At 64.6% G+C, this 23069-nt stretch carries 21 protein-coding genes; 8 read left to right on the top strand and 13 right to left on the bottom strand.

What is annotated here, in order from left to right:
- Positions 1–11: 11 nt before the first annotated feature.
- The 5 genes from V9L18_RS18985 to V9L18_RS18965 all read right to left on the bottom strand — a co-directional run bounded on the left by V9L18_RS18985 (position 12) and on the right by V9L18_RS18965 (position 4786).
- Positions 12–515 (bottom strand): DUF456 domain-containing protein, encoded by a 504-nt coding sequence (locus tag V9L18_RS18985; protein ID WP_337348710.1) that lies wholly within the window; start codon positions 513–515, stop codon positions 12–14.
- A gap of 64 nt (positions 516–579) precedes the next feature.
- Positions 580–891, bottom strand: coding sequence for a hypothetical protein (locus tag V9L18_RS18980; RefSeq protein ID WP_337348709.1), 312 nt, complete (start codon positions 889–891; stop codon positions 580–582).
- A 409-nt stretch (positions 892–1300) separates the two neighbouring features.
- On the bottom strand, positions 1301–2500 hold the full coding sequence (locus tag V9L18_RS18975; protein ID WP_337348708.1) for an NAD(P)-dependent malic enzyme: 1200 nt from the start codon (positions 2498–2500) through the stop codon (positions 1301–1303).
- A gap of 290 nt (positions 2501–2790) precedes the next feature.
- Positions 2791–3396 (bottom strand): TetR/AcrR family transcriptional regulator, encoded by a 606-nt coding sequence (locus V9L18_RS18970; RefSeq protein ID WP_337348707.1) that lies wholly within the window; start codon positions 3394–3396, stop codon positions 2791–2793.
- A gap of 103 nt (positions 3397–3499) precedes the next feature.
- Positions 3500–4786, bottom strand: coding sequence for an MFS transporter (locus V9L18_RS18965; RefSeq protein WP_337348706.1), 1287 nt, complete (start codon positions 4784–4786; stop codon positions 3500–3502).
- 120 nt (positions 4787–4906) lie between these two features.
- Here V9L18_RS18965 and rraA point away from each other — a divergent pair, with 120 nt between their 5' ends.
- The 3 genes from rraA to V9L18_RS18950 all read left to right on the top strand — a co-directional run bounded on the left by rraA (position 4907) and on the right by V9L18_RS18950 (position 8826).
- Entirely contained in the window at positions 4907–5404 is a 498-nt protein-coding gene (rraA, locus tag V9L18_RS18960; RefSeq protein WP_337348705.1) for a ribonuclease E activity regulator RraA, read from the top strand.
- Between the two features lie 115 nt (positions 5405–5519).
- Complete coding sequence (locus V9L18_RS18955; protein WP_337348704.1) at positions 5520–7181, top strand: MDR family MFS transporter; 1662 nt, start codon at positions 5520–5522, stop codon at positions 7179–7181.
- A gap of 208 nt (positions 7182–7389) precedes the next feature.
- Positions 7390–8826: a sugar porter family MFS transporter gene (locus tag V9L18_RS18950; RefSeq protein ID WP_337348703.1), complete on the top strand. Its 1437-nt coding sequence runs from the start codon at positions 7390–7392 to the stop codon at positions 8824–8826.
- An 84-nt stretch (positions 8827–8910) separates the two neighbouring features.
- On the opposite strand, the gene V9L18_RS18945 is transcribed toward V9L18_RS18950, so the two are convergent.
- From V9L18_RS18945 to V9L18_RS18930, 4 genes are all read right to left on the bottom strand, one after another.
- A complete protein-coding gene (locus V9L18_RS18945; protein ID WP_337348702.1) occupies positions 8911–9432 on the bottom strand; it encodes a GNAT family N-acetyltransferase in 522 nt (173 codons plus the stop codon).
- 193 nt (positions 9433–9625) lie between these two features.
- Complete coding sequence (locus tag V9L18_RS18940; RefSeq protein ID WP_337348701.1) at positions 9626–10789, bottom strand: mannitol-1-phosphate 5-dehydrogenase; 1164 nt, start codon at positions 10787–10789, stop codon at positions 9626–9628.
- Positions 10789–12840, bottom strand: coding sequence for a PTS mannitol transporter subunit IICBA (locus V9L18_RS18935; protein ID WP_337348700.1), 2052 nt, complete (start codon positions 12838–12840; stop codon positions 10789–10791). The genes V9L18_RS18940 and V9L18_RS18935 overlap by 1 nt, the downstream gene beginning before the upstream one ends.
- Positions 12841–12940: 100 nt before the next feature.
- Positions 12941–13663 (bottom strand): TetR/AcrR family transcriptional regulator, encoded by a 723-nt coding sequence (locus tag V9L18_RS18930; protein WP_337348699.1) that lies wholly within the window; start codon positions 13661–13663, stop codon positions 12941–12943.
- Positions 13664–13821: 158 nt separating this feature from the next.
- Here V9L18_RS18930 and ptsP point away from each other — a divergent pair, with 158 nt between their 5' ends.
- Positions 13822–15507 (top strand): phosphoenolpyruvate--protein phosphotransferase, encoded by a 1686-nt coding sequence (gene ptsP / locus V9L18_RS18925; protein ID WP_337348698.1) that lies wholly within the window; start codon positions 13822–13824, stop codon positions 15505–15507.
- Between the two features lie 43 nt (positions 15508–15550).
- Entirely contained in the window at positions 15551–15829 is a 279-nt protein-coding gene (locus tag V9L18_RS18920; RefSeq protein WP_131135386.1) for an HPr family phosphocarrier protein, read from the top strand.
- 3 nt (positions 15830–15832) lie between these two features.
- Here the strand turns inward: V9L18_RS18920 and V9L18_RS18915 are convergent, their stop codons facing one another.
- A complete protein-coding gene (locus V9L18_RS18915; protein WP_337348697.1) occupies positions 15833–16639 on the bottom strand; it encodes an alpha/beta fold hydrolase in 807 nt (268 codons plus the stop codon).
- Between the two features lie 51 nt (positions 16640–16690).
- Here V9L18_RS18915 and V9L18_RS18910 point away from each other — a divergent pair, with 51 nt between their 5' ends.
- Positions 16691–17110: a helix-turn-helix domain-containing protein gene (locus tag V9L18_RS18910; protein ID WP_337348696.1), complete on the top strand. Its 420-nt coding sequence runs from the start codon at positions 16691–16693 to the stop codon at positions 17108–17110.
- 74 nt (positions 17111–17184) lie between these two features.
- The gene (locus tag V9L18_RS18905; RefSeq protein ID WP_337348695.1) at positions 17185–17538 is read left to right on the top strand and encodes a hypothetical protein; all 354 of its coding nucleotides are present in this window, start codon (positions 17185–17187) and stop codon (positions 17536–17538) included.
- Here the strand turns inward: V9L18_RS18905 and V9L18_RS18900 are convergent.
- Positions 17535–18755, bottom strand: coding sequence for a PucR family transcriptional regulator (locus tag V9L18_RS18900; RefSeq protein WP_376047515.1), 1221 nt, complete (start codon positions 18753–18755; stop codon positions 17535–17537). The genes V9L18_RS18905 and V9L18_RS18900 overlap by 4 nt on opposite strands.
- 233 nt (positions 18756–18988) lie before the next feature.
- Between V9L18_RS18900 and ald the strand changes: the two genes are divergently transcribed.
- A complete protein-coding gene (gene ald, locus V9L18_RS18895) occupies positions 18989–20107 on the top strand; it encodes an alanine dehydrogenase (protein WP_337348694.1) in 1119 nt (372 codons plus the stop codon).
- Positions 20108–20176: 69 nt separating this feature from the next.
- Here the strand turns inward: ald and V9L18_RS18890 are convergent, their stop codons facing one another.
- Together V9L18_RS18890 and V9L18_RS18885 are read right to left on the bottom strand one after the other, a co-directional pair.
- Positions 20177–21235: a Gfo/Idh/MocA family protein gene (locus tag V9L18_RS18890; protein WP_337348693.1), complete on the bottom strand. Its 1059-nt coding sequence runs from the start codon at positions 21233–21235 to the stop codon at positions 20177–20179.
- A gap of 108 nt (positions 21236–21343) precedes the next feature.
- Entirely contained in the window at positions 21344–23062 is a 1719-nt protein-coding gene (locus tag V9L18_RS18885; protein ID WP_337348692.1) for an ABC transporter family substrate-binding protein, read from the bottom strand.
- Between the last annotated feature and the right edge of the window lie 7 nt (positions 23063–23069).

Raw genomic sequence — 23069 nt, 5'->3', positions numbered from 1 at the left:
GCCGGAAGTGCTTAGGAGGTGGCCACGGACACCCAAAGCCCAATCACCCAGGTGCTCGCCGCCAGGCAGGCCAGCCCAAACTCCACCAGCATCCCCAGCCCGGTAGCCTTCAACGCCGCCCAGCTGGTGGTTGTTGCCGTGCCAAGATCCCGGGTGCGGAGCAGTTCGCTGAGCAACAGGCCGGCGGCGAAGCCGACAAACAAGCCCACCACAGGAATGACAAACATGCCCGCGACACCGGCCACGAGCCCGATGACCACACTCCTGCTGGGGATCCGGTGTTCCCTGAGCTTCCGGCCGGTCAACACGGCGCTTGCCGCCATCCCGGCCAGCACAAAGACCACCCCCACGCCGAAAACCACCCAGCCCGCGGCTCCGGCCCCACCCCAGATTGCCCACGCCAGGAGGCTCAGTCCGATCAGGATGCTGCCAGGGAGGACCGGGATGATGGTGCCGGCCACGCCCACCAGGATCGCCAGGCCGCACAGGATGGTCACCACGGTTTCGGAATTCATGTTCCTCAGTTTAGGGCGGCAAAAGGGGCACACGCCGCCGGCGTGTGCCCCTCCTGGTTACAGGCTAGCTTTCGTAGCCGCCGTCGCCGTACCAGACAGAGTAGTGCGAAACACCCTTGCCCGATGTGGTGGTCACGGTCACTGTTTCCCGGCCCGGGTCAAACGTGAAGTACTCCACTGTGGTGCCCGACTTGAGGCAAACCTGGGTGATCAGTTGGCCCTCGGGAGCCTCAAGCGTGATGCTCGCGCCCTCCGAATTGACATCGATCTTGCCGGAGTCCCCTGCAGGACACAGATTTGGGACGGCCTGGGCGGGCATGGCCCCGCCCAGCAACACCAATGCTGCCACCGAACCCGCAGCTAGTAGTTTCTTCATGTCCATTCTCCTTCTCGCGTTATCTATGAGAACGGCCCCGTACCTTGCCCCAGCGCTATAGTCAGGGTCCGGTTAAGCCGGGCTACGGGCTCTTCACAGTCGCGATCCGAGGGATCCGGATCATGGGTTGTGAATTTCTACTCCATTTCGTCCACTGCCCAGCAGCAACAAACCGCACCCCCAAAAGCGGTGGGCGAAAGCCTGTTTGCTGGTCCAAGGCTAGACAAAATCACACCTCGCACGCCCGAGTAATTAGTACTCGACTTGTGAGTACACGAATACTTGTTCCGATACGCGTCAACTTGAGTCGCTTACTTGTCTTTGCACTTAACTTAACGCGAAACGGCGGTACCTCCCAGGCATGGGAGGTACCGCCGTCGGGCGTTGATGCAGCTTCCTGCTGCGGAGACTACTCCGCTTCCACGGCCGCAGCGACGGCGGCCGTCACTGCCGGTGCTACGCGCGGGTCCAGCGGGCTGGGCACGATGTAGTCAGCGGACAGCTCGGCTTCCGCCAGTTCCGCGATGGCGCGCGCGGCGGCGAGCTTCATGGCGGGCGTGATCCGGCGGGCGCGGGCGTCGAGCGCGCCGCGGAAGATCCCCGGGAATGCGAGCACGTTGTTGATCTGGTTGGGGAAATCGCTGCGACCGGTGGCCACCACTGCGGCATACTTGGCAGCTACCTCGGGCAGGACTTCGGGGTCCGGGTTGGAAAGGGCGAACACGATGGAGTTGGAGTTCATCAGCTTCAGGTGTTCCTCGTCCAGCTTCGAGGATGAGACACCAACGAACACGTCGGCGTTGAGCAGCGCGTCGCCTGGGCCGCCGGTGACGGCGCGGGGGTTGCTGCGCTGGGCCATCTGGGCCTTCTTGCTGGCAGGATCGGCGGCGATGTCTGCGCGGTCCTTGTTGAGGACACCCTTGGAGTCGAGCAGGACCACGTCCTGGATGCCGGCCGTGAGGAAGATTTCTGCGACGGCGATGCCGGCCGCACCTGCGCCGGAGACCACCACGCGGAGGCTTTCGAGTTTGCGGCCGGTCACCTTGGCTGCGTTGGTCAACGCGGCGAGGGCCACCACCGCGGTGCCGTGCTGGTCATCGTGCATCACCGGGCAGTCCAGCGCCTCGATGAGCTTTTCCTCCAGCTCGAAGCAGCGGGGTGCGGAGATGTCCTCGAGGTTGACGGCGCCGAAGCTGGGGCGCAGCCGGACCAGGGTCTCCACGATCTCGTCCACGTCGGTGGTGTTCAGGACCAGGGGGATGGAATCGACGTCGCCGAACGTCTTGAACAGCGCGGACTTGCCCTCCATGACCGGCAGGGAAGCGCTGGCGCCGATGTTGCCAAGGCCCAGCACCGCGGTGCCGTCGCTGACCACTACCACCAGGCGTTGGGCCCATGTCAGGGTCTTGGCGAGTTCCGGATTGTTGTGGATGGCGCGGCTTACTTCCGCCACGCCGGGCGTATAGGCGATCGAGAGGTCGCGCTTATTGGACAGCGGAACGGTGCTGGTGATCGAGAGCTTGCCGCCCTGGTGGGCGTCAAAGATCTCCGCTTCGGTCAGGGCCGTTGCTGCGGAATTGTCAGTGGGTGCGATTGCGTCAATGGACACGTCTTTGTCTCCTGGGGCTAGCCGTGGGCGCACGGCGCAGAAAGGCTCAAGCACATGGAGGCTCAAGATGGTGGATTCGGCGCTTCGCGGGCCCAGGGGTGGCGGGCCCGGGGTGAAGTCCTTGCAGGTGCGGGTTTCCAGCCACTCCGGTTCTGCAATGGTAAACAGGCTTAATGGGTGAAAAAGGCCGCCGGGCGCCCGTCTTGGGCTGAAAAATCGATTATTCGGAACGTTTTGTGAGCCGGATCACGCGAATAAGGCTGATTTAAGGGCCTAATGGTCTAGACCGGTTACGCCGATTTATGCACTGGGTAGTCCTCAGAGGAGGCCGGAACCAGCAGTGAGCACGCCTTTTTGAGGTCTTCCTCCGCCTCAAAGAGGGACAAACGCCGGTTCCGGACAGACTGGACCAGACCAGTGACCGTTAGCAACACAACCCTGGCTGTGATGTCGTTACTGGCGGCAGCGACGGCGTCCTGGCTCAGGGTGTCGATTTCCCGCAGCAGCACCGTGGTGTCCCGATCCTTGAGGTACACGCCACGGGCGAGGCACTGTTCCACCGCCGGCTGCATCACCCGCATGTGGAAGATCTCCATCACCACTCCGGACAGGGCACGCCCGCGGAAGCGGGCCGAAGCGCCGCGGGTCCCTGTTTGCAGTTCATCCAGCTGGTGGCGGTACAGGGCGAGCATCAGGTGGGTGGGTGACGGAAAATACCGGTAGAGCGTGCCGAGGGGAACGTCTGCCTTTGCCGCAACCTCGGACAGTTCCACCGAGTCCAGCCCTTTGCGGGCGAACCCTCCGGCTGCTTCCAGGATCCTGGCGTAACGCAGTTTCTGGCGTGGGGCAGTAGGCCTCGCGGCCATGGGCGGATGGTCTGAAATGGTCTGGGGCATCAGGATTCCGGGGTTGTGTTCTTATGGTGCAGCAGCAGGGAGCGTCCCCATTCCGTGCCGCCTGCAGTCCGGTTCAACTATACGGCACGTGTTTATGGCCCTATCAGTCCACGCTCTTGATTTTGACCACGAAAACAGCACCGAGCAGGCCGATCACGGCGGCCGTGATGAACAACGTAAGGTACCCGCCAAAATAGGTCACGGCGAGGAATGCGAGGGCAGGCGCGAACACCTGCGGAAGTGAGTTCGCGACATTGATGATGCCCATGTCCTTGCCCCTATCCGCGGCAAGGGGAAGGACCTGCGTCAGCAGGGCAAAGTCGACGGCAAGGTATGCGCCGAACCCGACACCCAGGATGCCGGCCCCAACGAGGGCGCCGTTCCAGACCGGGAAGAATGCCATTGTTAGTCCCGCGGCGGCAATGATGGCGGAGGACCCGATCACGAACGGCTTCCGCCGGCCAAGCCGGTCGCTCCACGGGCCTGCCACCACCGCAGTGATCATCACCATTACCGCGTAAATGCCAGTCAGGGTAAGGACCCCCAGGGCCGGGTCCTCATGCTTGAGGACGTCCCGGAGGAAAAAGAGCAGGTACACAATGGTCATCTGGTTGCAGACGTTGACCAGGAAGCGCGTGAGCCATGCCCAGGCGAAGTCCGGGTGGCGGACAGGGCTGATCCAGAAGCTTCGGACGAACTCACCGAGCCGGAACGGAACGCGCTCCGCTTTTGGCAAGGGCGGGTCGTTGCGGTGGAACAGGTACGGCAGGATGGACACGATCAACGCTGCGGCGCATAGGGCGTACCCCACCATGTAGTTGCCGCTGACGACGGCGCCAAAAACCGCGCCGATCAGGATTCCCACCGTCTGGCCCATGGCAGCCAGCCCGCCCACGCCGCCGCGCTGAAGCACGGGAACCCGGTCCGGGACAGCAGCGGTGATGGCAGCGTAAGCCGCATTGGCTCCCAACTGCACCAGGCACCAGAACAGCACCATCAAGGCCACTGTGACGGCGCCCGACAGGGCAAGGAGCGCCGCGGTGGCTAGAATCGCGCCCGCCAGGACCCAGGGCGACCGGCGGCCGAAGCGCGAGGTGGTGCGGTCTGACAACGCCCCAAACAAAGGATTGGCCACCAGGGATACGGCAGCACCACAACCGGTCACGAGCGACAAAATGGCTTCTTTGTTGGCCTCGTCGATGCCGATGGCCTGCTGTCCGATAAAGACGTTGATCGGCCCAAAGAAGGCGGCGTTAATACCAACGTTGACCAGCACCAACCCGGTGACCCAGCGGGCGGTGACTTTCGTAGTCGGCTCGGCGAGGGCCGCCGTCGTGCCGTCCGCTGCAGCGCCGGGATCCGGCGGTGCGGGTGTGTTGGACAGGCTCATGGCTGGTTCCCCCTGGAACGGTTGGTGATTCTGAAAATCAGACTATCGTGGGCATCATCGTCCCGCTTGTCATACGGCACAACTGCCTTTCAGGGACTGCCGGAAACCCCAGGAGAACGCATGACGTCAGCTGCAGGAAACCCCTCCACCCAGGCCATCAACACGGCCGATCTCTACGATGAACGAGGGGAGGAGCTTGCCTCGGTGTCTCTCCAGTTCCAGTCGCTCGGGGGCCGGTCACATTTCAGCGGCCAGGCGCGGACCATCCGCTGCTTCCAGGACAACGCCCTGGTGAAGGCCACACTGGCCACCCCCGGACACGGCCATGTATTGGTGGTAGACGGCGGCGGCTCGCTGGCCACCGCCCTGATGGGGGACATGATCGCCGAAAGCGCCGTGGCGAACGGTTGGGCCGGCGTCGTGATTAACGGTGCCATCCGCGACCGGGAGGCGATCGCCCGGCTGGACCTGGGCGTCAAGGCGCTGGGCAGCAACCCGCGCAAGAGTGCCAAGGACGGAGCCGGCGAGGTTGATGTGGACGTTGTGCTCGATGGCGTGAGCATCCGGACCGGGGCCATGATCTGGTGCGATCCGGACGGCATCCTCGTGGAGCGCTGACCCCGCCCGGCAAGGGGCCGCAAAAGAAATCCATGGCTCAGGGAATGAAACGGGACGTAACATAGTTACCGAAAGCAACTATCAAGCGTGATCCCTTTTCTTCCCTGGAGCAGTTATGTCCAAAACAACCGCTGTGCGCGCCGCCGGCGAAACCCTGACGCAGCGTCAGATCGTCACCGTGATGGTGGGACTCATGCTGGGCATGTTCCTGGCATCCCTGGACCAGACCATTGTGTCCACCTCCATCTACACCATCGCCAACGACCTGGACGGGCTCTCCCTGCAGGCGTGGGCCACTACCGCGTACCTCATCACCTCCACCGTGAGCACGCCGCTCTATGGAAAGCTGAGCGACATCTTTGGCCGTCGCCCGCTGTACCTGATCGCCATCGTGATCTTCCTGGCTGGCTCGTTGTATGCCGGCTCAGTGCACTCGATGACAGAATTGGCCATCGCCCGCGGCGTCCAAGGCCTGGGTGCGGGCGGCCTGCTGGCCCTCGCGCTGACCATCATCGGCGATATCGTGTCCCTGAAGGACCGGGCCAAATACCAGGGCTACTTTATGTCGGTGTTCGGCATCTCCTCGGTCCTGGGCCCCGTGGTGGGCGGCGCGTTCGCTGGATCAGCCAACATCCTGGGCTTTGACGGCTGGCGCTGGGTGTTCTTCATCAACCTGCCCATCGGCCTGGCCGCGCTGACCGTGGTGTTCCTGTTCCTGCACCTGCCGGCCAAGCACGTGAAACAGAAGATCGACTACTTCGGCGCTGCCGCCATCACCCTGGCAATCGTCCCGCTGCTGCTGGTAGCGGAACAGGGCCGCAGCTGGGGCTGGGCGTCCATGAACTCCTTCCTCTGCTACGGGCTGGGTGTTGTAGGCATCGCTTGGTTCCTGCTCGCCGAAAAACGGGCCGGCGACTACGCACTGATCCCGTTGCGGCTCTTCCGGAACGCCACGTTCGGCTTGTCCTCGCTGCTGAACTTCATCATCGGCATTGGCATGTTCGGTGCCATCGCCATGCTGCCGATGTACCTGCAACTGGTGAAGGGCCTCACCCCCACTGAAGCCGGCCTGATGATGATCACCTTCACCCTTGGCATCCTGACCGGTTCCATCACCGCCGGCCGCACCATCTCGGCCTCTGGCACGTACCGGATCTTCCCCATCACGGGCACCGCCATCCTTACCGCCGCTGCACTGGTCATGGGACTGTCCCTCGGTGTGGACACAGGCCTCTGGGTTCCCGGCGTGATTGCCGTGTTCTTCGGCATGGGGCTGGGTTTTTGCATGCAGCCGCTCACCTTGGCCATGCAGGTGTCCGTGCCGCCGAAGGACATGGGTGTGGGCACGTCCTCCGCCGCCTTCTTCCGGTCCATGGGCGGCGCGGTGGGAACGGCCGTGTTCATCTCCATGCTGTTCAGCGTCGCGGCGGGCCGGATCGCGGACGGCATGAAATCCGCGATGGAAAGCGCCGACTTCCAGGCCGTTCTCAAGGACCCGGCCGTTGCGGCGGATCCGGCTAACGCCAAGCTCTACGAGTTCTTCCAGAACGGCGCGTCCAACGAGTCCCTCAACGACACCAGCTGGCTGCATTCCGCCAACAGTGTGCTCACCCGGCCCATCACGGAGGGCTTCGCCTACGCGATCGACACCGTGATGCTCACCGCCGCGGTGCTCACGGGCATCGCGTTCCTCATCAGCTTCGCACTGCCGAACAAGAAGCTGACCGACCCGAAGGCCGCCCCTCGGGAAGACGCAGTTGCGGTGGCGGCTCACTAAGGCGGCCCGGGCCGCAAAACTGATGACGACGACGGCGCCGCGGGCCCGCCGTCGTCGTCTGTCTGTCTGGGAGGGTGATAGTCCCAAGTGGAACCGCGGGCGGTGACGTGCCACACTGTTTAGCGCGTGTGCGCCGGCCGTCTGGGCCGGTACCGCAGCCGACGACGTCCGCACCGCATCCATCCAACCCCCAAACCCAGGGAGCACCATGCCCACCGCCACGGAGCAGACAACCGCCAAAATCCCCCAGCGGGTGATCTGGCTGGCACTCGCGGGCGCGGTAGGTGGCTTCCTGTTTGGTTTCGACTCCTCCGTGGTGAACGGCGCAGTCGATGCCATCAAGGACGAGTTCGCGCTCTCGGAGGCCGTCACCGGCTTCGCCGTGGCCATCGCCCTGCTGGGCTGCGCCGCCGGCGCCTTCCTCGCCGGCAAGGTGGCCGACCGCTACGGCCGCATTCCGGCCATGAAGCTCGGCGCCCTGCTGTTCCTGGTCAGTGCCGTCGGCACCGGCTTTGCGTTCGGTGTCTGGGACCTGATCTTCTGGCGCCTCGTGGGCGGCCTGGGAATCGGCCTGGCCTCGGTCATCGCGCCGGCCTACATTTCGGAGATTTCGCCACGGCAGGTCCGCGGGCGGCTGGCATCGCTGCAGCAGCTGGCCATCACCACCGGTATCTTCGCCGCACTCCTTTCGGATGCCCTCTTCGCCACCAGCGCCGGAGGCGCGGACCAGGCGTACTGGCTGGGCATCGAGGCGTGGCGCTGGATGTTCCTTGCCGCAGCCGTTCCGGCGGTAGTCTACGGCTGGATCGCTTACACCCTGCCGGAATCCCCGCGGTTCCTGGTGTTCCAGGGCAAGGAAGACGAAGCCCGTGAGGTGTTCGACTCCATCGCCCCGGACGAGGACACTGACCGGCACATCCGCGAGATCCAGGACGCGATCGAAGAGGACAAACTGGCCGGCCAGAAAGGCTCCCTCCGAGGCAAAACCTTCGGGCTGCAGGCCGTCGTCTGGATTGGCATCATCCTCTCCGTCCTGCAGCAGTTCGTGGGCATCAACGTGATCTTCTACTACTCCACCACCCTGTGGAAGGCTGTCGGATTCCAGGAGAAGGACTCGCTCACCATCTCCGTTGCCACCTCGGTCACCAATATCCTGGTGACTCTCATCGCCATCGCCCTGGTGGACCGGATCGGCCGACGCCCCATCCTGCTGGCCGGATCCATCGGCATGGCGGTCTCGCTGGGCACGATGGCCGTGGCATTCTCCACCGCCGTGGGCTCAGGTTCGGACATCTCCCTGCCGGGCGCCTGGGGCCCGGTAGCCCTGGTGGCCGCCAACATCTTTGTGGTCAGCTTTGGCGCGTCCTGGGGCCCGCTGGTCTGGGTGCTCCTCGGCGAGATCTTCCCATCCCGGATCCGCGCCCGTGCCCTGGGCCTCGCCGCCGCCGCACAGTGGGTGGCCAACTTCGCCATCACGCTCAGCTTTCCCGTCATGGCCGCCGGCTCGCTGCCGCTGACGTATGCCATGTACGCGCTCTTCGCTGCGGCGTCCTTCTTCTTTGTGATGTTCAAAGTGCCGGAGACCAACGGCATGTCCCTGGAACAGGCCGAGACACTGTTTGTACGCAAGGGCGCCGCCGCTTAGCACCCCTCGCGTGGCCCAACTAAGTAGCAGCACATGTCGTTTTGAGCCCTCAAAAGAGCATCTGCTGCTACCTAGTTGGGGAATTCAGAGGGTCAGCTTCATGCCCTCATGGCTGGCGTCGAACCCCAGCCGCTCGTAGAACCGGTGGGCGGCCGTACGGGACTTGTGAGTAGTTAGCTGCATCATCGAACAGCCACGGCGCCGGGACTCCTCGATCGCCCACTGCACCATGAGGTTGCCGATGCCCTGCCCCCTGAGGCTGCCCGCAACGCGCACACCCTCGATCTGTGAGCGCCAGGACCCCTGCCGCGAAATACCAGGGAGGAAGCTCAGCTGGAAGGTGGCAACCACGGGCCCCTCCTCGGACCCGGGCGGCAACAGGTCACCAACAGCCAGAAGGTGGGACCGGTCGGCGTCGATCGCTTCAAAGGCCTGCTCGTAAGGGGCCATGTCCTCGGCCCGTTCGCGGCCGGCACCGAGGGAATCATCGGCAAGCAGCGCCACAATGGCGGGCAGGTCGGCGGGCAAGGCATGGCGGAGGCGGAAGGTCCCGCCGTCGACGTCGGCAGTCAACAAAGGGGGCAGGGCGGCTGGGTTCCGGGTCACCTCACCAGCATTCCACAGCCCTGCGGGCGTGCGTGTACGGTCGAAAAACCGATTTTGTAACCGCCATCACCCATGCGGCGGACCACTCGAAGGATTTTGCCCATGCCTGATCAGAGCGTCAGGGCCGGGAGACAACAAGGAACGACGCCGGCACTCGAGGTGGGTGCCGGCGTCGTGTGTGTTGAGAGAGGGTCTAGGCCGGGGCCTTGGCACCTTCCGCCTGGCGTTCCTCCACCAGGGTGGACACGGCCTCGAACAAAGGATGCTCCGGCGCCAGCCCGGTGATCCGGGCAGTGGCGTCGGCCGGTGATGCGGAAGCCAATATCTCCGCGAGCTCGGTGGCCTCGGCGTCGGCGGGGTCGTTGAAGCGCAGGGCTGCGGCGATCGCACCCAGGAGCGCTTCGGGCACGATCCCGCGTTCCGCCAGCTCCGCGGCCGGGCCGATGAACCGCTCGTGCCGGCTGAGTTTCCGCAGCGGGGCGCGGCCCACCCGGTTCACGGTGTCCGGCAGGTGCGGGTTGGAGAACCTGACCAGGATCTTCTGGACGTAGGCCTCCTGCTCGTCGTTGCTGAACCCATGCTTGGCAACCAGGAGCTGCTTGGTTTCCTCCAGGACCGCGCGGACATCCTCGGCAACGTCCTGGTCGGCCATGGCTTCGGAAATCTTCTCCAGCCCGGCCTCAAAACCGAAGTACGCCGCGGAAGTGTGCCCCGTGTTCACGGTGAAGAGCTTCCGTTCGATGTACGGTGCGAGCTCGTCCACAAAAGTGGCCCCAGGAATCACCGGCGGTACGCCACCAAACGGCGTCCGGTCGATGACCCATTCGTAGAACGTCTCCACCGTGACATCCAGCCCCTGTCCGGGCTCCTGGTTGGGCACGATCCGGTCCACTGCTGTGTTTGCGAACACTGCCGCGGAGTCAAGTGAACCGGCGGCTTCGTCCCAGAGCCCGGCGACTTCGCCGCGCAGGATGTCCGTGGCGTTGATGGCGTTCTCGCAGGCCATGACCTGCAGGGGCGCCAGTCCGGCCTCCCGCGCCGCGATGCCCCGGGTGATGGCGGGGGCCACGAACTTCAGGATGTGCGGACCGACGGCGGTGGTGACGATGTCCGCCGTCGCGATTTCCCGCACCAGCTCCGCATCGTGCGTGCCGGAGTTCAGCGCCCGGAAGTTGTCGACCGTCCGGACGGTGGGGTTCTCCCCCACCTCGTGGACGTTGTAGCTGTCAGCTGCCGCCAGCTGGTTGATGAGGTCCTCGGCGACGTCCGCGAACACCACCTCATACCCGGCCTGGTGCAGCAGCAGCCCGACAAAGCCACGGCCGATGTTTCCCGCCCCGAAATGTACTGCCTTCACTATGCGTTGACCTTTCCGAACAGCTCCAGCACTTCGTCCACCGATGTGGCGGCCTCCAGCTGGGCAACCTGGGCCTTGTTGGTGAAGACCTTCGCGATGGAGGACAGGATGTGGAGGTGTTCGTTATTGATGCCGGCCACGCCCACGACGAACTTGACCTCCTTGCCGTTCCAGTCGATGCCCTCCGGATACCGGATCACGGACACAGCGGACTTCCTGATGTGGTCCTTCGCCGCGTTGGTGCCGTGCGGGATGGCCAGGTAGCTGCCCATATACGTGGACACTGACTCTTCACGCTCGTGCATCGCAGCGATGTAGCCCTCGTCCACGGCACCGCGGGCCAGCAGGAGCCGGCCGGCTTCATCGATCGCGGCATCGCGGGTAGTGGCGGTGCCGTTCAGGATGACGCTGTCCGCTACCAAAATCTCGGAAGGTACGACGGCGGCTGGTGCGGTTGTCCCCGCGTCACCGGGAGCCGTGCCACCCGGGGCTGAGTCCACCGGAGTATCCGCAGCGTGGGCGCCATGGCCGGCGGCAGCACCGGCGTCGGACGTATCCGGAGCGTTGCTCTTCTTGACCAGCTCAACAATTTCGTCGTAGCGCGGGCTGCTCATGAAGTTGTCCACGGAGTAATGGACGGCGCTGGAGGTTGCAGGCTTGGCCCGTTCCGTCAGGTCCTGGTGGGTGATCACCACATCGTAGGTGTCGCTCAGATTGGCGATGGCCGCGTTGGTGACCTTGACCTCCGGGAAGCCGGCGGCCTTGATCTTGTTTCGCAGCACCGACGCGCCCATGGCACTGGAGCCCATGCCGGCGTCGCACGCGAAGACGATGTTCCTGACCGGTCCGGCCAGGACAGCCGTCCCTACCCCGCCGCCGGCACCCGCGCCGGTCAGCGTGGAAGCGACGGAACTCTTCTTGCCCTTCATGGTTTCCATGCGGCTGGTGGCCTCGGTCAGGTCCGTTTCGTCGCTGTGCTTGGTGGTCTTCAGGATCACCGAGGCGACGACGAAGGAAACAGCCGTGGCGAGCAGGACTGCGAGGATCACGCCCAGGTAGCTGTCCCGGGCGGTCTGGGCCAGCACCGCGAGGATGGAGCCGGGAGCGGACGGCGCCACGAGGCCCGAGTTGGTGATGGACAGCGTGGCAATGCCCGTCATGCCGCCAGCGATCGCGGCCAGGATCAGCAGCGGGCGCATCAGGACGTACGGGAAGTAGATTTCGTGGATGCCGCCGAAGAAGTGGATGATGGCAGCGCCCGGGGCGGAGGCCTTCGCTGCACCGCGGCCGAAGAACATGTAGGCGAGCAGGATGCCGAAGCCGGGGCCCGGGTTGGCCTCAAGCAGGAACAGGATGGACTTGCCCTGCTCCAGGGACTGCTGGATGCCCAGAGGGGTAAGTACGCCGTGGTTGATGGCGTTGTTCAGGAACAGCACCTTGGCGGGCTCGATGAAGATGCTGGTCAGGGGCAGCAGGCCGTTGCTGACCAGGAACTGGACCACATTGCCGGCGGCCGTGCTGAAGGCCGTGACCAGTGGGGAGATCCCGTAGAAGCCCAGCATGGCCAGCAGGCCGCCCCAGATGCCGGCGGAGAAATTGTTCACCAGCATCTCGAAGCCAGGCCGGATCTTGCCGTCCCAGAGCGAGTCGATCTTCTTCATGGTCCAGCCGCCCAGGGGCCCCATGATCATGGCGCCAATGAACATCGGGATGCCGGCGCCGACGATGACGCCCATGGTGCCGATAGCACCCACCACGCCGCCGCGGACGTCGTAGACCATGCGGCCGCCGGTGTAGGCAATCAGGAGCGGCAGGAGGTAGGTGATCATGGGGCCGACCAGGCCAACATTCGCCACACCTTCGGCATTGGTACCAAAGCCGCCCAGTTGGGGAACGGGGATCCAGCCCTTTTCGATAAAGAGGGCGGTGATGAGGCCCCAGGCGATGAACGCCCCGATGTTGGGCATGATCATTCCGGACAGGAACGTCCCGAACTTTTGGACGCCAACGCGCACGCTGGTACGGGGTTTTGCAACTGTCTCTGTTGCCATGTGATTTCCTAACCGTGATTCCTGCTGCTCCGCAGGATGGTCCGATATTTCGACGACGGTACTGCCTGTGCAAAAGTGCTGTTGTGCGGCTTGGGACCGGCTAGCTGCTGGTCGAGATCCGGTGAAGCCACTCTAGGAAGAGTTTGAGTTCCGAGCTGGAGAGCTGGTCTGAGTGCGAGGCCTGAAGTGCGGCATTCAGGGCAATCGCTGCCACCACTACCGAGGACTTCCCGGAGTCATCCGGGCTGCCACCGGCAGACTGGTCCGCGGACACCGCAAAAATCATGGCGTCCCGCGTCATGGTGGACAATTCAAGGTTCCGTTCAGCGGCAGGCTCCGCAATCAGCATGAGGGTCACCCCTACGTTGGCGGCCAGGATGGATCTGGCTGCTTCCCGCGGCTGGACGTTCAGCTGGCCTGCCACCGCTGCTTTGTTCAGCATCTCCTCCATCAGGGCCTCGGCATCGGCAACGATGGCGGGACGGCTTTCAGGACGGATATTGCCGAACATCACCAAGTACAGTTCCGGCTGGTTGAGCCCGAACTGGACGTGGTTGTCCCACATCCGCCGGATGTCCTCCAGCGGGTGTCCGGACGGGGCGAAATCCCTTTCCCCCGCGACATATTCCTCAAATCCCGCGGCGACGACGGCGTCAAACAGACCTTCCTTGTCACCGAAGTGGTGATACAGAGTAGGTGCCGTAACCCCTGCCAGCTGTGTGATCTGGCGGGTGGAGACGGGTGCCCCCGCGGATTTTGCCAGCAATTCGGCCGCCGCACGCAGCAGCCGCATTTTGGGGGGAAGCTGGCCATCCAAACTCATAACCGCTACCCTATCACCTATAGCATTGCTATATGAACTGAATCACATACAATTTTTTCAGGCACGTTTCGCGCCACCTGACGTAGCAGTCACGGCGCCCCGGCATGGCGCCGGGAACCTTGGCGGGCCTGGCTACCGGCAGAGAATGAGGACCTTCAGTGCAGAACTTCCCAGGAGTTGGCGTCAGCCCAGGCCGCATCATCGGCACCGTCCGGCAGATGCCCAAACCGATCAGCGAACCGCCTGCAGGCGAACAGCTGGCCGCCGGTGTCACGCCTGAGGATGCAACCGCAGCACTCAAGGCAGCCTCGCAGGCCGTCCACGACGAACTCAAGGCCCGTGCCGCCCACGCCACCGGGGACGGCAAGGCTGTCCTGGAGGCCACGGCACTGATGGCCAAGGACACCATGCTGATCAAGGGCGCGGCCAAGCTTGTTGCCCGCGGCCTCTCGAGCGAACGCGCCATCTGGGAATCCGGTTCCTCGGTCTCGGAAATGCTGCACAACCTGGGCGGGTACATGGCCGAACGCGCTACGGACGTCCTGGACGTCCGCGCCCGGATCGTTGCCGAACTTCGCGGCGTTCCTGCGCCCGGCATCCCCAGCTCCAGCACGCCGTTTGTGCTCGTGGCGGAGGACCTGGCACCGGCCGACACCGCGACCCTTGACCCGAACAAGGTCCTGGCCCTCGTGACGGCAGGCGGCGGACCGCAGTCCCACACCGCCATCATTGCCCGTTCGCTTGGCCTGCCGGCGGTGGTGGCTGCTGTGGGAGTAGACGAGCTCGCGGATGGCACGGAAGTCTATGTTGACGGCGCCGCAGGCAGCATCACCGTAGATCCTGACGACTCGCTGCGTGCCGCGGCGGATGCGTGGGCGGCCACGGCTTCCCTGCTGGCTGAGTTCAGCGGCACGGGCACGACGGCGGATGGCCACCTGGTGCCGCTGCTCGCCAACGTGGGCGGCGGCAAGGACGCCGAGGCGGCCGCCAAGCTCGGCGCCCAGGGCGTGGGCCTGTTCCGCACCGAATTCTGCTTCCTGGAACGCGACTCCGAGCCCACCGTCGAGGAACAGGCCGCAGCCTACAAGAGCGTCTTTGATGCCTTCCCGGGGAAGAAGGTGGTGCTTCGTACGCTCGACGCCGGCGCTGACAAGCCCCTTCCGTTCCTGACCGACTCCACGGAACCCAACCCGGCCCTGGGGGTCCGCGGCTATCGCACGGACTTCACTACGCCCGGTGTCCTCGACCGCCAGCTGGAAGCCATTGCCCTGGCTGAGAAGCAATCCGAAGCGGACGTGTGGGTCATGGCTCCAATGATTTCGACGGCGGAAGAAGCGGCCCGCTTCGCTTCAATGTGCGCCGACGCCGGCATCCGGACGCCCGGGGTCATGGTGGAAGTTCCTTCCGCCGCCCTCACTGCCGAAGCGATCCTGCGCGAGGTGGGCTTCGCGAGCCTGGGCACGAACGACCTCACCCAGTACGCCATGGCCGCGGACCGCCAGCTGGGCCCGCTCGCCAACCTGAATACGCCCTGGCAGCCCGCAGTCCTCCGCCTGGTGGGGCTGACGGTGGAAGGCTCCCGCGCCGAAGGCAATAACAAACCTGTGGGTGTCTGCGGTGAGGCCGCAGCCGACCCCGCCCTCGCCGTCGTTCTTACCGGCCTGGGTGTGGCCACGCTGTCCATGACTGCGCGCTCCCTGGCCGCCGTCGCAGCGGTCCTGAAGACCGTGACGCTCGCCGAGGCCCAGGAGCTCGCCAAGCTCGCGCTGTCCGCACCCAGTGCCACCGAAGCCCGGGCCTGGGTCCGCGAAAAGCTGCCCGTCCTCGACGAACTTGGGCTCTAGCGCCGGTGCCCGCGCGAACTTTCAACTACCAGGAGGAATAAAAATGCCCGAACGCATCGCCACCATTGCCAGCCGCTCAGGCCTGCACGCCCGTCCGGCCGCTCTCTTTGCCGAGGCCGCCGGCGACGTCGGAGTGGAGGTCACCATCGCCATGCAGGGTGAGCCGGCGGATGAGGCGCTGGACGCTTCCAGCATCCTGTCGCTGATGACGCTCGGTGCGGCCAAGGGCGACGTCGTGGTGCTCCGGGCCGAAGGTGACGGGGCGGATGCCGCACTCGATTCCTTGGTCAAGCTCCTGGAAACGGATCTCGACGCCGAGTAGTGCTCAGGCGGTAACACCGAATCCGTCGACTGCCCGGACCCAGCTGCTGATCGCGGCGGCCGTGGCTCCCGGCGCCGTGTGCTGAAGGACGTGCCCCACCCCGGGTATCTCCGCCAGGCTGCCTTGTGGCGCCTGGGCGGCGAGCCGTTCGCACCACCCGCGCCGGGCCACGGGGTCTTTCGCTCCGCGCATCACCAGCACAGGCTGGCTGACACCCTGGATCCTGGATTCGAGCGGATAGTCCATCATCACAGGCAGCTGTGTGAGGTACCAGCGCAGGCCGGTCCGGAAGTAGTCCCCAAAGACAATGACATTCGAGGACACGGATTCGCCGAACACCGCATCACGTGTGAGGGCCAACGCCTGGAGCGGCACCGATTTCCTGGTGCTGTCCACCACCGGGCCCATCAGCACCAGGCCAGCGACCAGTCCGGGGTCCTGGAGGGCAAGCTCCACCGCGTATTGCGTGCCCATGGAGTGGCCTACCAGCATGCAGGACCGGACCCCGGCGCCAGCCAGCACACTGCTGACAAACGCAGCATATTCCCCCACGGGCACCTGGCGGCCGGGCCTGGGCGCGGCGCCGAAGCCGGGGAGGTCCAAGGTGTAGACATCAGCCACCAGGGCCAGCTCATGGTGTAGACGTGCAAAGTAGCGGTGGGAAACACCGATGCCGTGCAGCAGCACGTAGGTGGGCCTGTTCCCGCTTCCATTTTCGGCGGCGGGTCCGCTGGCGTGTCGCGTTGCCGAAGCGTACAGCCGTCCGGTGAGGCCGCCCGACGTGACCTCCCGGCCATCACCTAGTTTCATCAGGCGAGCATACCGCCACCGGGTCCGCAGCAGCGGGTTAGGCTGTTGCCCATGGCATTGATAGCTCCCCGGATGACCGCCGGCCTCCCGGTCGAGGACGCTGAGAATCTGCAACGGGCACTGGCGGGAAGCCACGACATCACAGTCTTTGTGGACGGCACGGTCCACCGACTTCCGCCCCAGGCGCGGGACGCCGTCGTTGACCTTCTCAGCCGCTTTAGCCGGGGTGAGGCAGTGGCCGTCAGCAGCGTGGAGGAAATGCTTACCACCTCCCAGGCGGCGGAACTGGCCGGCATCTCCCACACGTATTTGCGCAATATGACCGATCGCGGCGAAATACCTGTGGAATACCGGGGCACGCACCGCAGGATCCGGCGGGCGGCCATCGTAGCCTGGCTGGAAGAACAGAAGAAGACGGACCAGGCGAAGCGGCAGGCCACCGAAAATGACGGCCCGCGCGCCCCAGAATGACGGAGTGATAAGGATCAAGCAACGATCTTGGCGAGCCCTTAAAAGAGGCTGACTGCCGGGGTTAGGCTTGATTTGTGGCGAATTTCAGAGGGTTGCACGTGGTGGCGGGCATTGCCGCCATGCTGGTTGCTGCCATGCTGGGATCCGCCATGAGGCTGAACAACACTGCGGTGGTGATGTCCAGTTGCGTAGTTTTCGTCGCCGTGGCCATGTGGGCTGACAGCGCAATCTCCAAGCGCCGCCGCGCAGCAATGGGAATTCAAGAAACCCTGACCCTGCAGCAGGCAGCTTCCCTGGACCAGGCAACGTCCCTGGAGTCCGGCCGTGAAGCTGCTCCTGCCACCCGCCAGGACATTCCGCAGCGCGCCGTCCAGGACCAATCGATGGCACCTGACGAACCCTCCAAACACGAAGGTAACGCCGCCTAAATCCTGGGCCGGGCCGCCCACCGGCGCATCTTCAGGGCAGCATGCAATTCCAGCCTGGGCAGGCCCTTGAGCGGGTCCACCCCGAGCAGGGCGCGGATACGGCCCAGCCGGTTGTAGATGCTGCTGCGGTGCAAATGGAGTTTATCGGCCACGTCCTGCACTGCTCCGTCGTTGTCGTACAGCAGCTCCAGGACAGGGATCAGTTCACCGTTTCGGTCGTGGTCCTCCAGCATTCGAAAGTAGACCGACCCGGAATCCGTCCAGGCGCCCGCCCCGCCGCCGGCCGATGCCAGCAGCTGGTAGACCCCGGTGGCCCGGCAGTCCACCAGCTCACCCAGCTGCGGATCCACCGCTGCTGCCTGCGCGGCCAGCTTGGATTGCCGGTACGCCTCTGCGAAATCCCTCGGCCGGGCGAATCCCTCGCTGATTCCAAGGATGATGCGGTGCACGGGGCGGCCGGACCGCTTGGCCAGTTCCAGCTGATAGTGGACCAGTACCTGGGCATGGTTGGCGCGGCCCGTGGACTCCTTGAACAGCACCACGGAATGCGTTTCGGTGCCCGCGCTGAACAGGGCCACGTCCACCCCGATGGTTGCCTGAAGTGCCGCCGACCGGTGGATCAGGGTGGACGCGATGGGGTCCGGCCCTCCGGCCCAGCCGTCGGAGTCAAGGACCGTGACCATCTGCCACGGCCCCTTGCCCTGAATCTCCTTCCATCCCGCAACAGCCGCCACAGCGTTCGCCTCACCGGAACAGGCAGCCAGGAATTCGCGTTCGCGGCCGCGGCGGAACTCGGATTCAGCCGTGTTCGAATCCAGCAACAGGCCGGAGAGCATCTCGATTTCGTGGTTCACTTCCGGCAGCTGGGTGAGGATCGCCGTCGGGTTTTCATCCTCCGAGTCCTGCTGGACCCATAAGTAGCCCACCCGGAAACCGCGCACCATCAACGGCACGCAGACCCGGCCCAGCATGCCCAGCTCTGGGTTGGCGGGGATCACAACGGGGCGGACCGCCGTCGAAATACCGTGCGAAAGCTGCCAGGCGCTGACGTCCACGGGGACGCGTTTGCTCAGCAGGAAGTTGACCCGGACGCGGTCGGCGTGGGACTGGTTGGAGCTGTACGCGAGCAGCAGCCCGTCCAGGTCCTCCAACGAAAGCCCCCGCCCGAGCTTCTGCGCGATGCGCTCCACGAGCTGTTCGACATCCTGCTGCTGCATGGGCCAACAGTACTGCCGGGACGGGTGTTGCCGCGAACGGACACGAGGCGACACCTGACGCTTGCACGCTGGACAAATGTCGAGCCGTGTTTTCAAAAATCCGCGGAGTGGCGGGGCTGCCACAGTGCCGTCTCGCCGTATTCGTGTCACCTGCCTCACAACCGGATTTATTCTGGAATCAACAACTTCCCCCGCAATGCAAGGGCCTTCGGGCCCTGAAAATGGAGCCCACAATGATCATCGGTGTCCCCAAAGAGATCAAGAACAACGAATTCCGCGTGGCCATCACAGCGGCTGGCGTCAACGAATTCCGTACGCACGGGCACACGGTGCTGGTGGAGCGCGGTGCAGGCGTTGGCTCCGGCATCACCGATGAGGAATACGCCATCGCCGGGGCCGAAATCGTAGCCTCCGCCGACGACGTCTGGGCCCGCGCCGACATGGTCATGAAGGTCAAGGAACCCATCGCCGCGGAATACCACCGCTTCCGCAAGGGCCTGATCCTCTTTACGTACCTCCACCTCGCCGCAGAGCCCGAACTGACCCGGGAGCTGATCAACTCCGGCGTCACCGCCATCGCCTACGAAACCGTCCAGGAAGGCCGGACCCTGCCGCTGCTGGCCCCGATGTCCGAGGTCGCCGGCCGGCTCTCCGTGCAGGTGGGCGCAACGTCGCTGATGGCACCGGCAGGCGGCAAAGGCGTGCTCCTGGGCGGTGTCCCGGGTGTCCGTCCCGCCAAGGTGGTTGTGCTCGGCGCCGGCGTTGCCGGAACCAACGCAGCAGCCATGGCCTTGGGCCTGGGCGCTGACGTCACCATCCTGGACATCAACATCAACCGGCTCCGCGAGCTTGACGCCCAGTACCAGGGCCGCCTGAAGACCGTGGCGTCCAACAAGTACGAGATCGAAAAGTCCGTGGTCGACGCCGACCTCGTCATCGGATCCGTCCTGATCCCCGGTGCCAAGGCACCCAAGCTGGTCAGCAACGAACTCGTCGCCCGGATGAAGCCCGGCTCCGTACTTGTGGACATCGCCGTGGACCAGGGCGGATGCTTCGAGGACACCCACCCCACCACGCACCAGGAACCCACGTACAAGGTCCACAACACGATCTTCTACTGCGTGGCCAACATGCCCGGCGCCGTCCCGAACACGTCCACGTATGCACTGACCAACGTCACCCTCCGGTACGCCGTGGCACTGGCCAACCTGGGCGTCAAGGCCGCCTTCGACCGCGACCCCGCCCTCGCCGCCGGCCTCAACATCGCCGCCGGCCACGTGGCGCACCACTCCGTGTCAGAAGCCCACAACCTGCCCCTCGTGGCGGACTGGCACGAACTGGTCTCCGCGTAACCTCATCGACTGCTCCGTAGCCGCCCTTTTGGACCCCCAGAACGGCAGTTACGGAGCAGTCGATTGCCCTTAAGCCAGTTCGCGTGCTTTTTCTATTAGTTTGAGGACCTCTACCGGGCCGGTGGGGTCTACTGGGAGGGGGCGGGCTGAGGCTGTGCCGCCGTCGAGGATCTTGTCCGCGAGGATCCTGTAGAACTCGGGGTAGGCGCCGCGTTCGGTGGGCAGCGCTTCCAGGTGTCCGTCGCGGCCCAGGACGCCGGCCCATTCCGGCGCCTCCAGCCCGAACTCCTCGTCCAGCGGGCTGCCGCCGGCCACGATATACGGTTCCTGTGGATCGACCCCGTGCTTGGTGAATGCTCCCGAGGATCCGAGGATGCGGAACCGTGGGCCCTGCTGCGCGCAAAGCATGTTCATCCTCAGGTGGCTGGTCACCCCGGATCCGTGATTGAGGACAAGGAAGACGTCATCGTCCACTTTCTCGTGCGGCCGCCGCGCATGCAGCTCCGCGTGGGCCACCGTGGCCGGGCCGAACAGCAGGAGGGCCTGGTCGATGAGATGCGTGCCGAGGTCAAAGAGCACACCGCCGCCATCGGCTGCCGTGGCGTTGGCCTTCCACGCTTTTGAGATGTCCGGGGACCAGCGTTCAAAGCTGGACTCGAAACGGGTCACACTTCCCAGCGCTTCGCCGGCCAGCAACTCGCGGACTGTGAGGAAATCCCCGTCCCAGCGCCGGTTCTGGAAGACCGTGAGAACCCGTCCCAGCCGCTCCGCCAAGGCGATCAGTTCCTGCCCTTCGGACGATCGGACAGCGAAAGGCTTGTCCACCACCACATCGAGTCCGGCTTCCAGGGCGGCCTTCGCCAGCGGAAAGTGCGTGGCGGGAGGCGTCCCCAGCACCACCAGGTCAAGGTTCCCGGCCAGCGCAAGCACAGCGTCGCCGTCGGGCACTGTTTTGACGCCTGGATACCGCTCGACTGCGGCAGCCTGCCGCCCGGCGTCGGATGTTGCAACGATGTCCAGCGAGTAGCGGCGGTCCGCCGCGATCAGCGGCGCGTGGAAGACGCTCCCTGACAGTCCAAAGCCGACGACGGCGGTGCGGATGGTGCGTTCATCAACAGTTCCGGTCATAGGGCTACGCTACCCGCACGCTCTCTCACTTCCCGTGTGTTAAACCCAAGCGCTCCCTCACTTCCAGCCGGGCGACCGACCGGAAGTGAGAGAGCGTTGGAGGGGATGTTACTTCTTTTCCCAGCCCAGCGTGGTCCAGTCCGGGACCTGCGACAGGCTCTGGAACAGGGACGGGCCGTAGTTGGCCAAGCCCTTACGGACGAAGGAGATCTGCGGGCCGTTCATCACGACACCCATGGAGAAGTACTTCGCCATGTGCTCCTTCTCAACTTCCATTGCCGCCTTGTTGCGCTCGGCGTTGTCTTCGATGGAGGCGAGGTCGGCGATCTTCTTGTCCAGTTCAGCGTCGCCCAGGCCGTTCTCGTTGACCTTGGAGTCGTAGTACTGCTTGACCGCGTCCGTGGCGTCCGGGCCAACCGTGTAGCCGGAGACGCTCATATCGAAGTCTCGGCCACCAATGACCTTGCCGAAGTCGGCCGAGGCGCGCTGGTCGATGCCAACATCCATGCCGCCGGCCTGGAGCTGCTTCTGCAGGGTCTGCGTGAAGGCCAGGGTGGTGGGATCGTCACCGAAGTTGCTGATCTTGAAGGCAGCCGGCTTGCCCTCCTTCTCCATGATTCCGGCAGCGTTCGGGGCGTAGCCGGCGTCGGTCAGGACCTTCTTGGCAGCGTCCGGGCCGGTTTCCTTCACAGGGTAGTTGTCCTGGTAGTACTCGGAGAACGGCAGGAGCATCATGGAGCCGGAGCTGGGCTCTTCCCAGTTCAGGCCGTTGAAGCGGACCTTGCGGAGCGCTTCGCGGTCGACGGCGGCGAAGATGGCTTCGCGGACGGCGACGTCGGTGATCTTCTGGGCGTTGATGTTCATGCCGCCGGCGAAGAGGCGCTGGCCGCGGCGGACCTCGGAATTATTGGTGCCCTCCAGCTGCTTGTACAGGGCGATCGTGTTGGCCGACATGGCGTCGATTTCACCGTTCTTGAAGGCGGCGATCTGCGCGCTGGTTTCAAGCTGGCGGAAGACCACGCTGTCCAGGACCGGCTTGTTGCCCCACCATTTCTCGTTCGGAACGAGAGTCACGGTCTTGGCCGCGGCGTCGTACTGGTCCAGCTTGAAGGGGCCAGCCATCCATTCCGGGTGCATTTCGCCCACGAAGCCTTCGTTGAAGATTTCAGGGGTGTTGACGGCCGGGTGGATCAGGCCGAAGAACAGCGAGTCCAGCGGATAGACCGGCCGGCTGGTCTTGACGATGATCTCCTTGTCGCTGCTGCCGGCTTCGACGGATTCAATGAATTCGTAGGCCCCGGAGCTGACGATGTCGTAACCGGCATCCGGGCTCTTGAGGATGTTCCAGGTGTTCTTGAAGGCCTTGATGTCGATCGGCGTGCCGTCGTTGTACGTGGCCTTGTCGTTGACCTTGATGGTGACAGTCTGCTTGCCATCAACGACTTCGCTCTCCACCGACTCGCAGAAGTCCTTGTTCGGGGTTGCCTTGCCCACAAAGTTCAGTTTCCAGCAGCCGCCGATGCCGCCGCTGTTCACGGCCACCGGGTTGATGGGGATCTGCAGGGCGGAATTGTCAGAGCTGTTGCCGTTGTTGGAGAACCCGTTGAAGTCCGGCCCGATGCTCCCCAGCGGCAAGGTCACCTTACCGCCGGGCTCAAGATCCGCGGCAGGCTTCTCGTTGATGCTGATGAGCTTGGAGAGGTCGCTGCCAGCCTCCTGCCCCTTTGCCGTTTCCGGTCCCGTGGGTGTGCCACCGCCCCCGCAGGCCGTGAGCGCCAGAGCGGCAGCTACAGCCGCCGCTCCCCCAATCCTGGTCAGATTCTTCATGGTGTTC

Source organism: Pseudarthrobacter sp. CCNWLW217 (assembly GCF_037203985.1).
Classification (GTDB): Bacteria; Actinomycetota; Actinomycetes; order Actinomycetales; family Micrococcaceae; genus Arthrobacter.
Note: the sequence above shows the minus strand (reverse complement) of the source record. Positions and strands in the feature narration are given on the sequence as shown.

What these genes read in the sequence shown, in the direction of transcription:
- V9L18_RS18985 (WP_337348710.1), bottom strand. Translation starts at nt 515, where the DNA reads ATGAATTCCGAAACCGTGGTGACCATCCTGTGCGGCCTGGCGATCCTG.
- V9L18_RS18980 (WP_337348709.1), bottom strand. Translation starts at nt 891, where the DNA reads ATGAAGAAACTACTAGCTGCGGGTTCGGTGGCAGCATTGGTGTTGCTG.
- V9L18_RS18970 (WP_337348707.1), bottom strand. Translation starts at nt 3,396, where the DNA reads ATGCCCCAGACCATTTCAGACCATCCGCCCATGGCCGCGAGGCCTACT.
- V9L18_RS18965 (WP_337348706.1), bottom strand. Translation starts at nt 4,786, where the DNA reads ATGAGCCTGTCCAACACACCCGCACCGCCGGATCCCGGCGCTGCAGCG.
- rraA (WP_337348705.1), top strand. Translation starts at nt 4,907, where the DNA reads ATGACGTCAGCTGCAGGAAACCCCTCCACCCAGGCCATCAACACGGCC.
- V9L18_RS18955 (WP_337348704.1), top strand. Translation starts at nt 5,520, where the DNA reads ATGTCCAAAACAACCGCTGTGCGCGCCGCCGGCGAAACCCTGACGCAG.
- V9L18_RS18950 (WP_337348703.1), top strand. Translation starts at nt 7,390, where the DNA reads ATGCCCACCGCCACGGAGCAGACAACCGCCAAAATCCCCCAGCGGGTG.
- V9L18_RS18935 (WP_337348700.1), bottom strand. Translation starts at nt 12,840, where the DNA reads ATGGCAACAGAGACAGTTGCAAAACCCCGTACCAGCGTGCGCGTTGGC.
- V9L18_RS18930 (WP_337348699.1), bottom strand. Translation starts at nt 13,663, where the DNA reads ATGAGTTTGGATGGCCAGCTTCCCCCCAAAATGCGGCTGCTGCGTGCG.
- V9L18_RS18920 (WP_131135386.1), top strand. Translation starts at nt 15,551, where the DNA reads ATGCCCGAACGCATCGCCACCATTGCCAGCCGCTCAGGCCTGCACGCC.
- V9L18_RS18915 (WP_337348697.1), bottom strand. Translation starts at nt 16,639, where the DNA reads ATGAAACTAGGTGATGGCCGGGAGGTCACGTCGGGCGGCCTCACCGGA.
- V9L18_RS18910 (WP_337348696.1), top strand. Translation starts at nt 16,691, where the DNA reads ATGGCATTGATAGCTCCCCGGATGACCGCCGGCCTCCCGGTCGAGGAC.
- V9L18_RS18900 (WP_376047515.1), bottom strand. Translation starts at nt 18,755, where the DNA reads ATGCAGCAGCAGGATGTCGAACAGCTCGTGGAGCGCATCGCGCAGAAG.
- ald (WP_337348694.1), top strand. Translation starts at nt 18,989, where the DNA reads ATGATCATCGGTGTCCCCAAAGAGATCAAGAACAACGAATTCCGCGTG.
- V9L18_RS18890 (WP_337348693.1), bottom strand. Translation starts at nt 21,235, where the DNA reads ATGACCGGAACTGTTGATGAACGCACCATCCGCACCGCCGTCGTCGGC.
- V9L18_RS18885 (WP_337348692.1), bottom strand. Translation starts at nt 23,062, where the DNA reads ATGAAGAATCTGACCAGGATTGGGGGAGCGGCGGCTGTAGCTGCCGCT.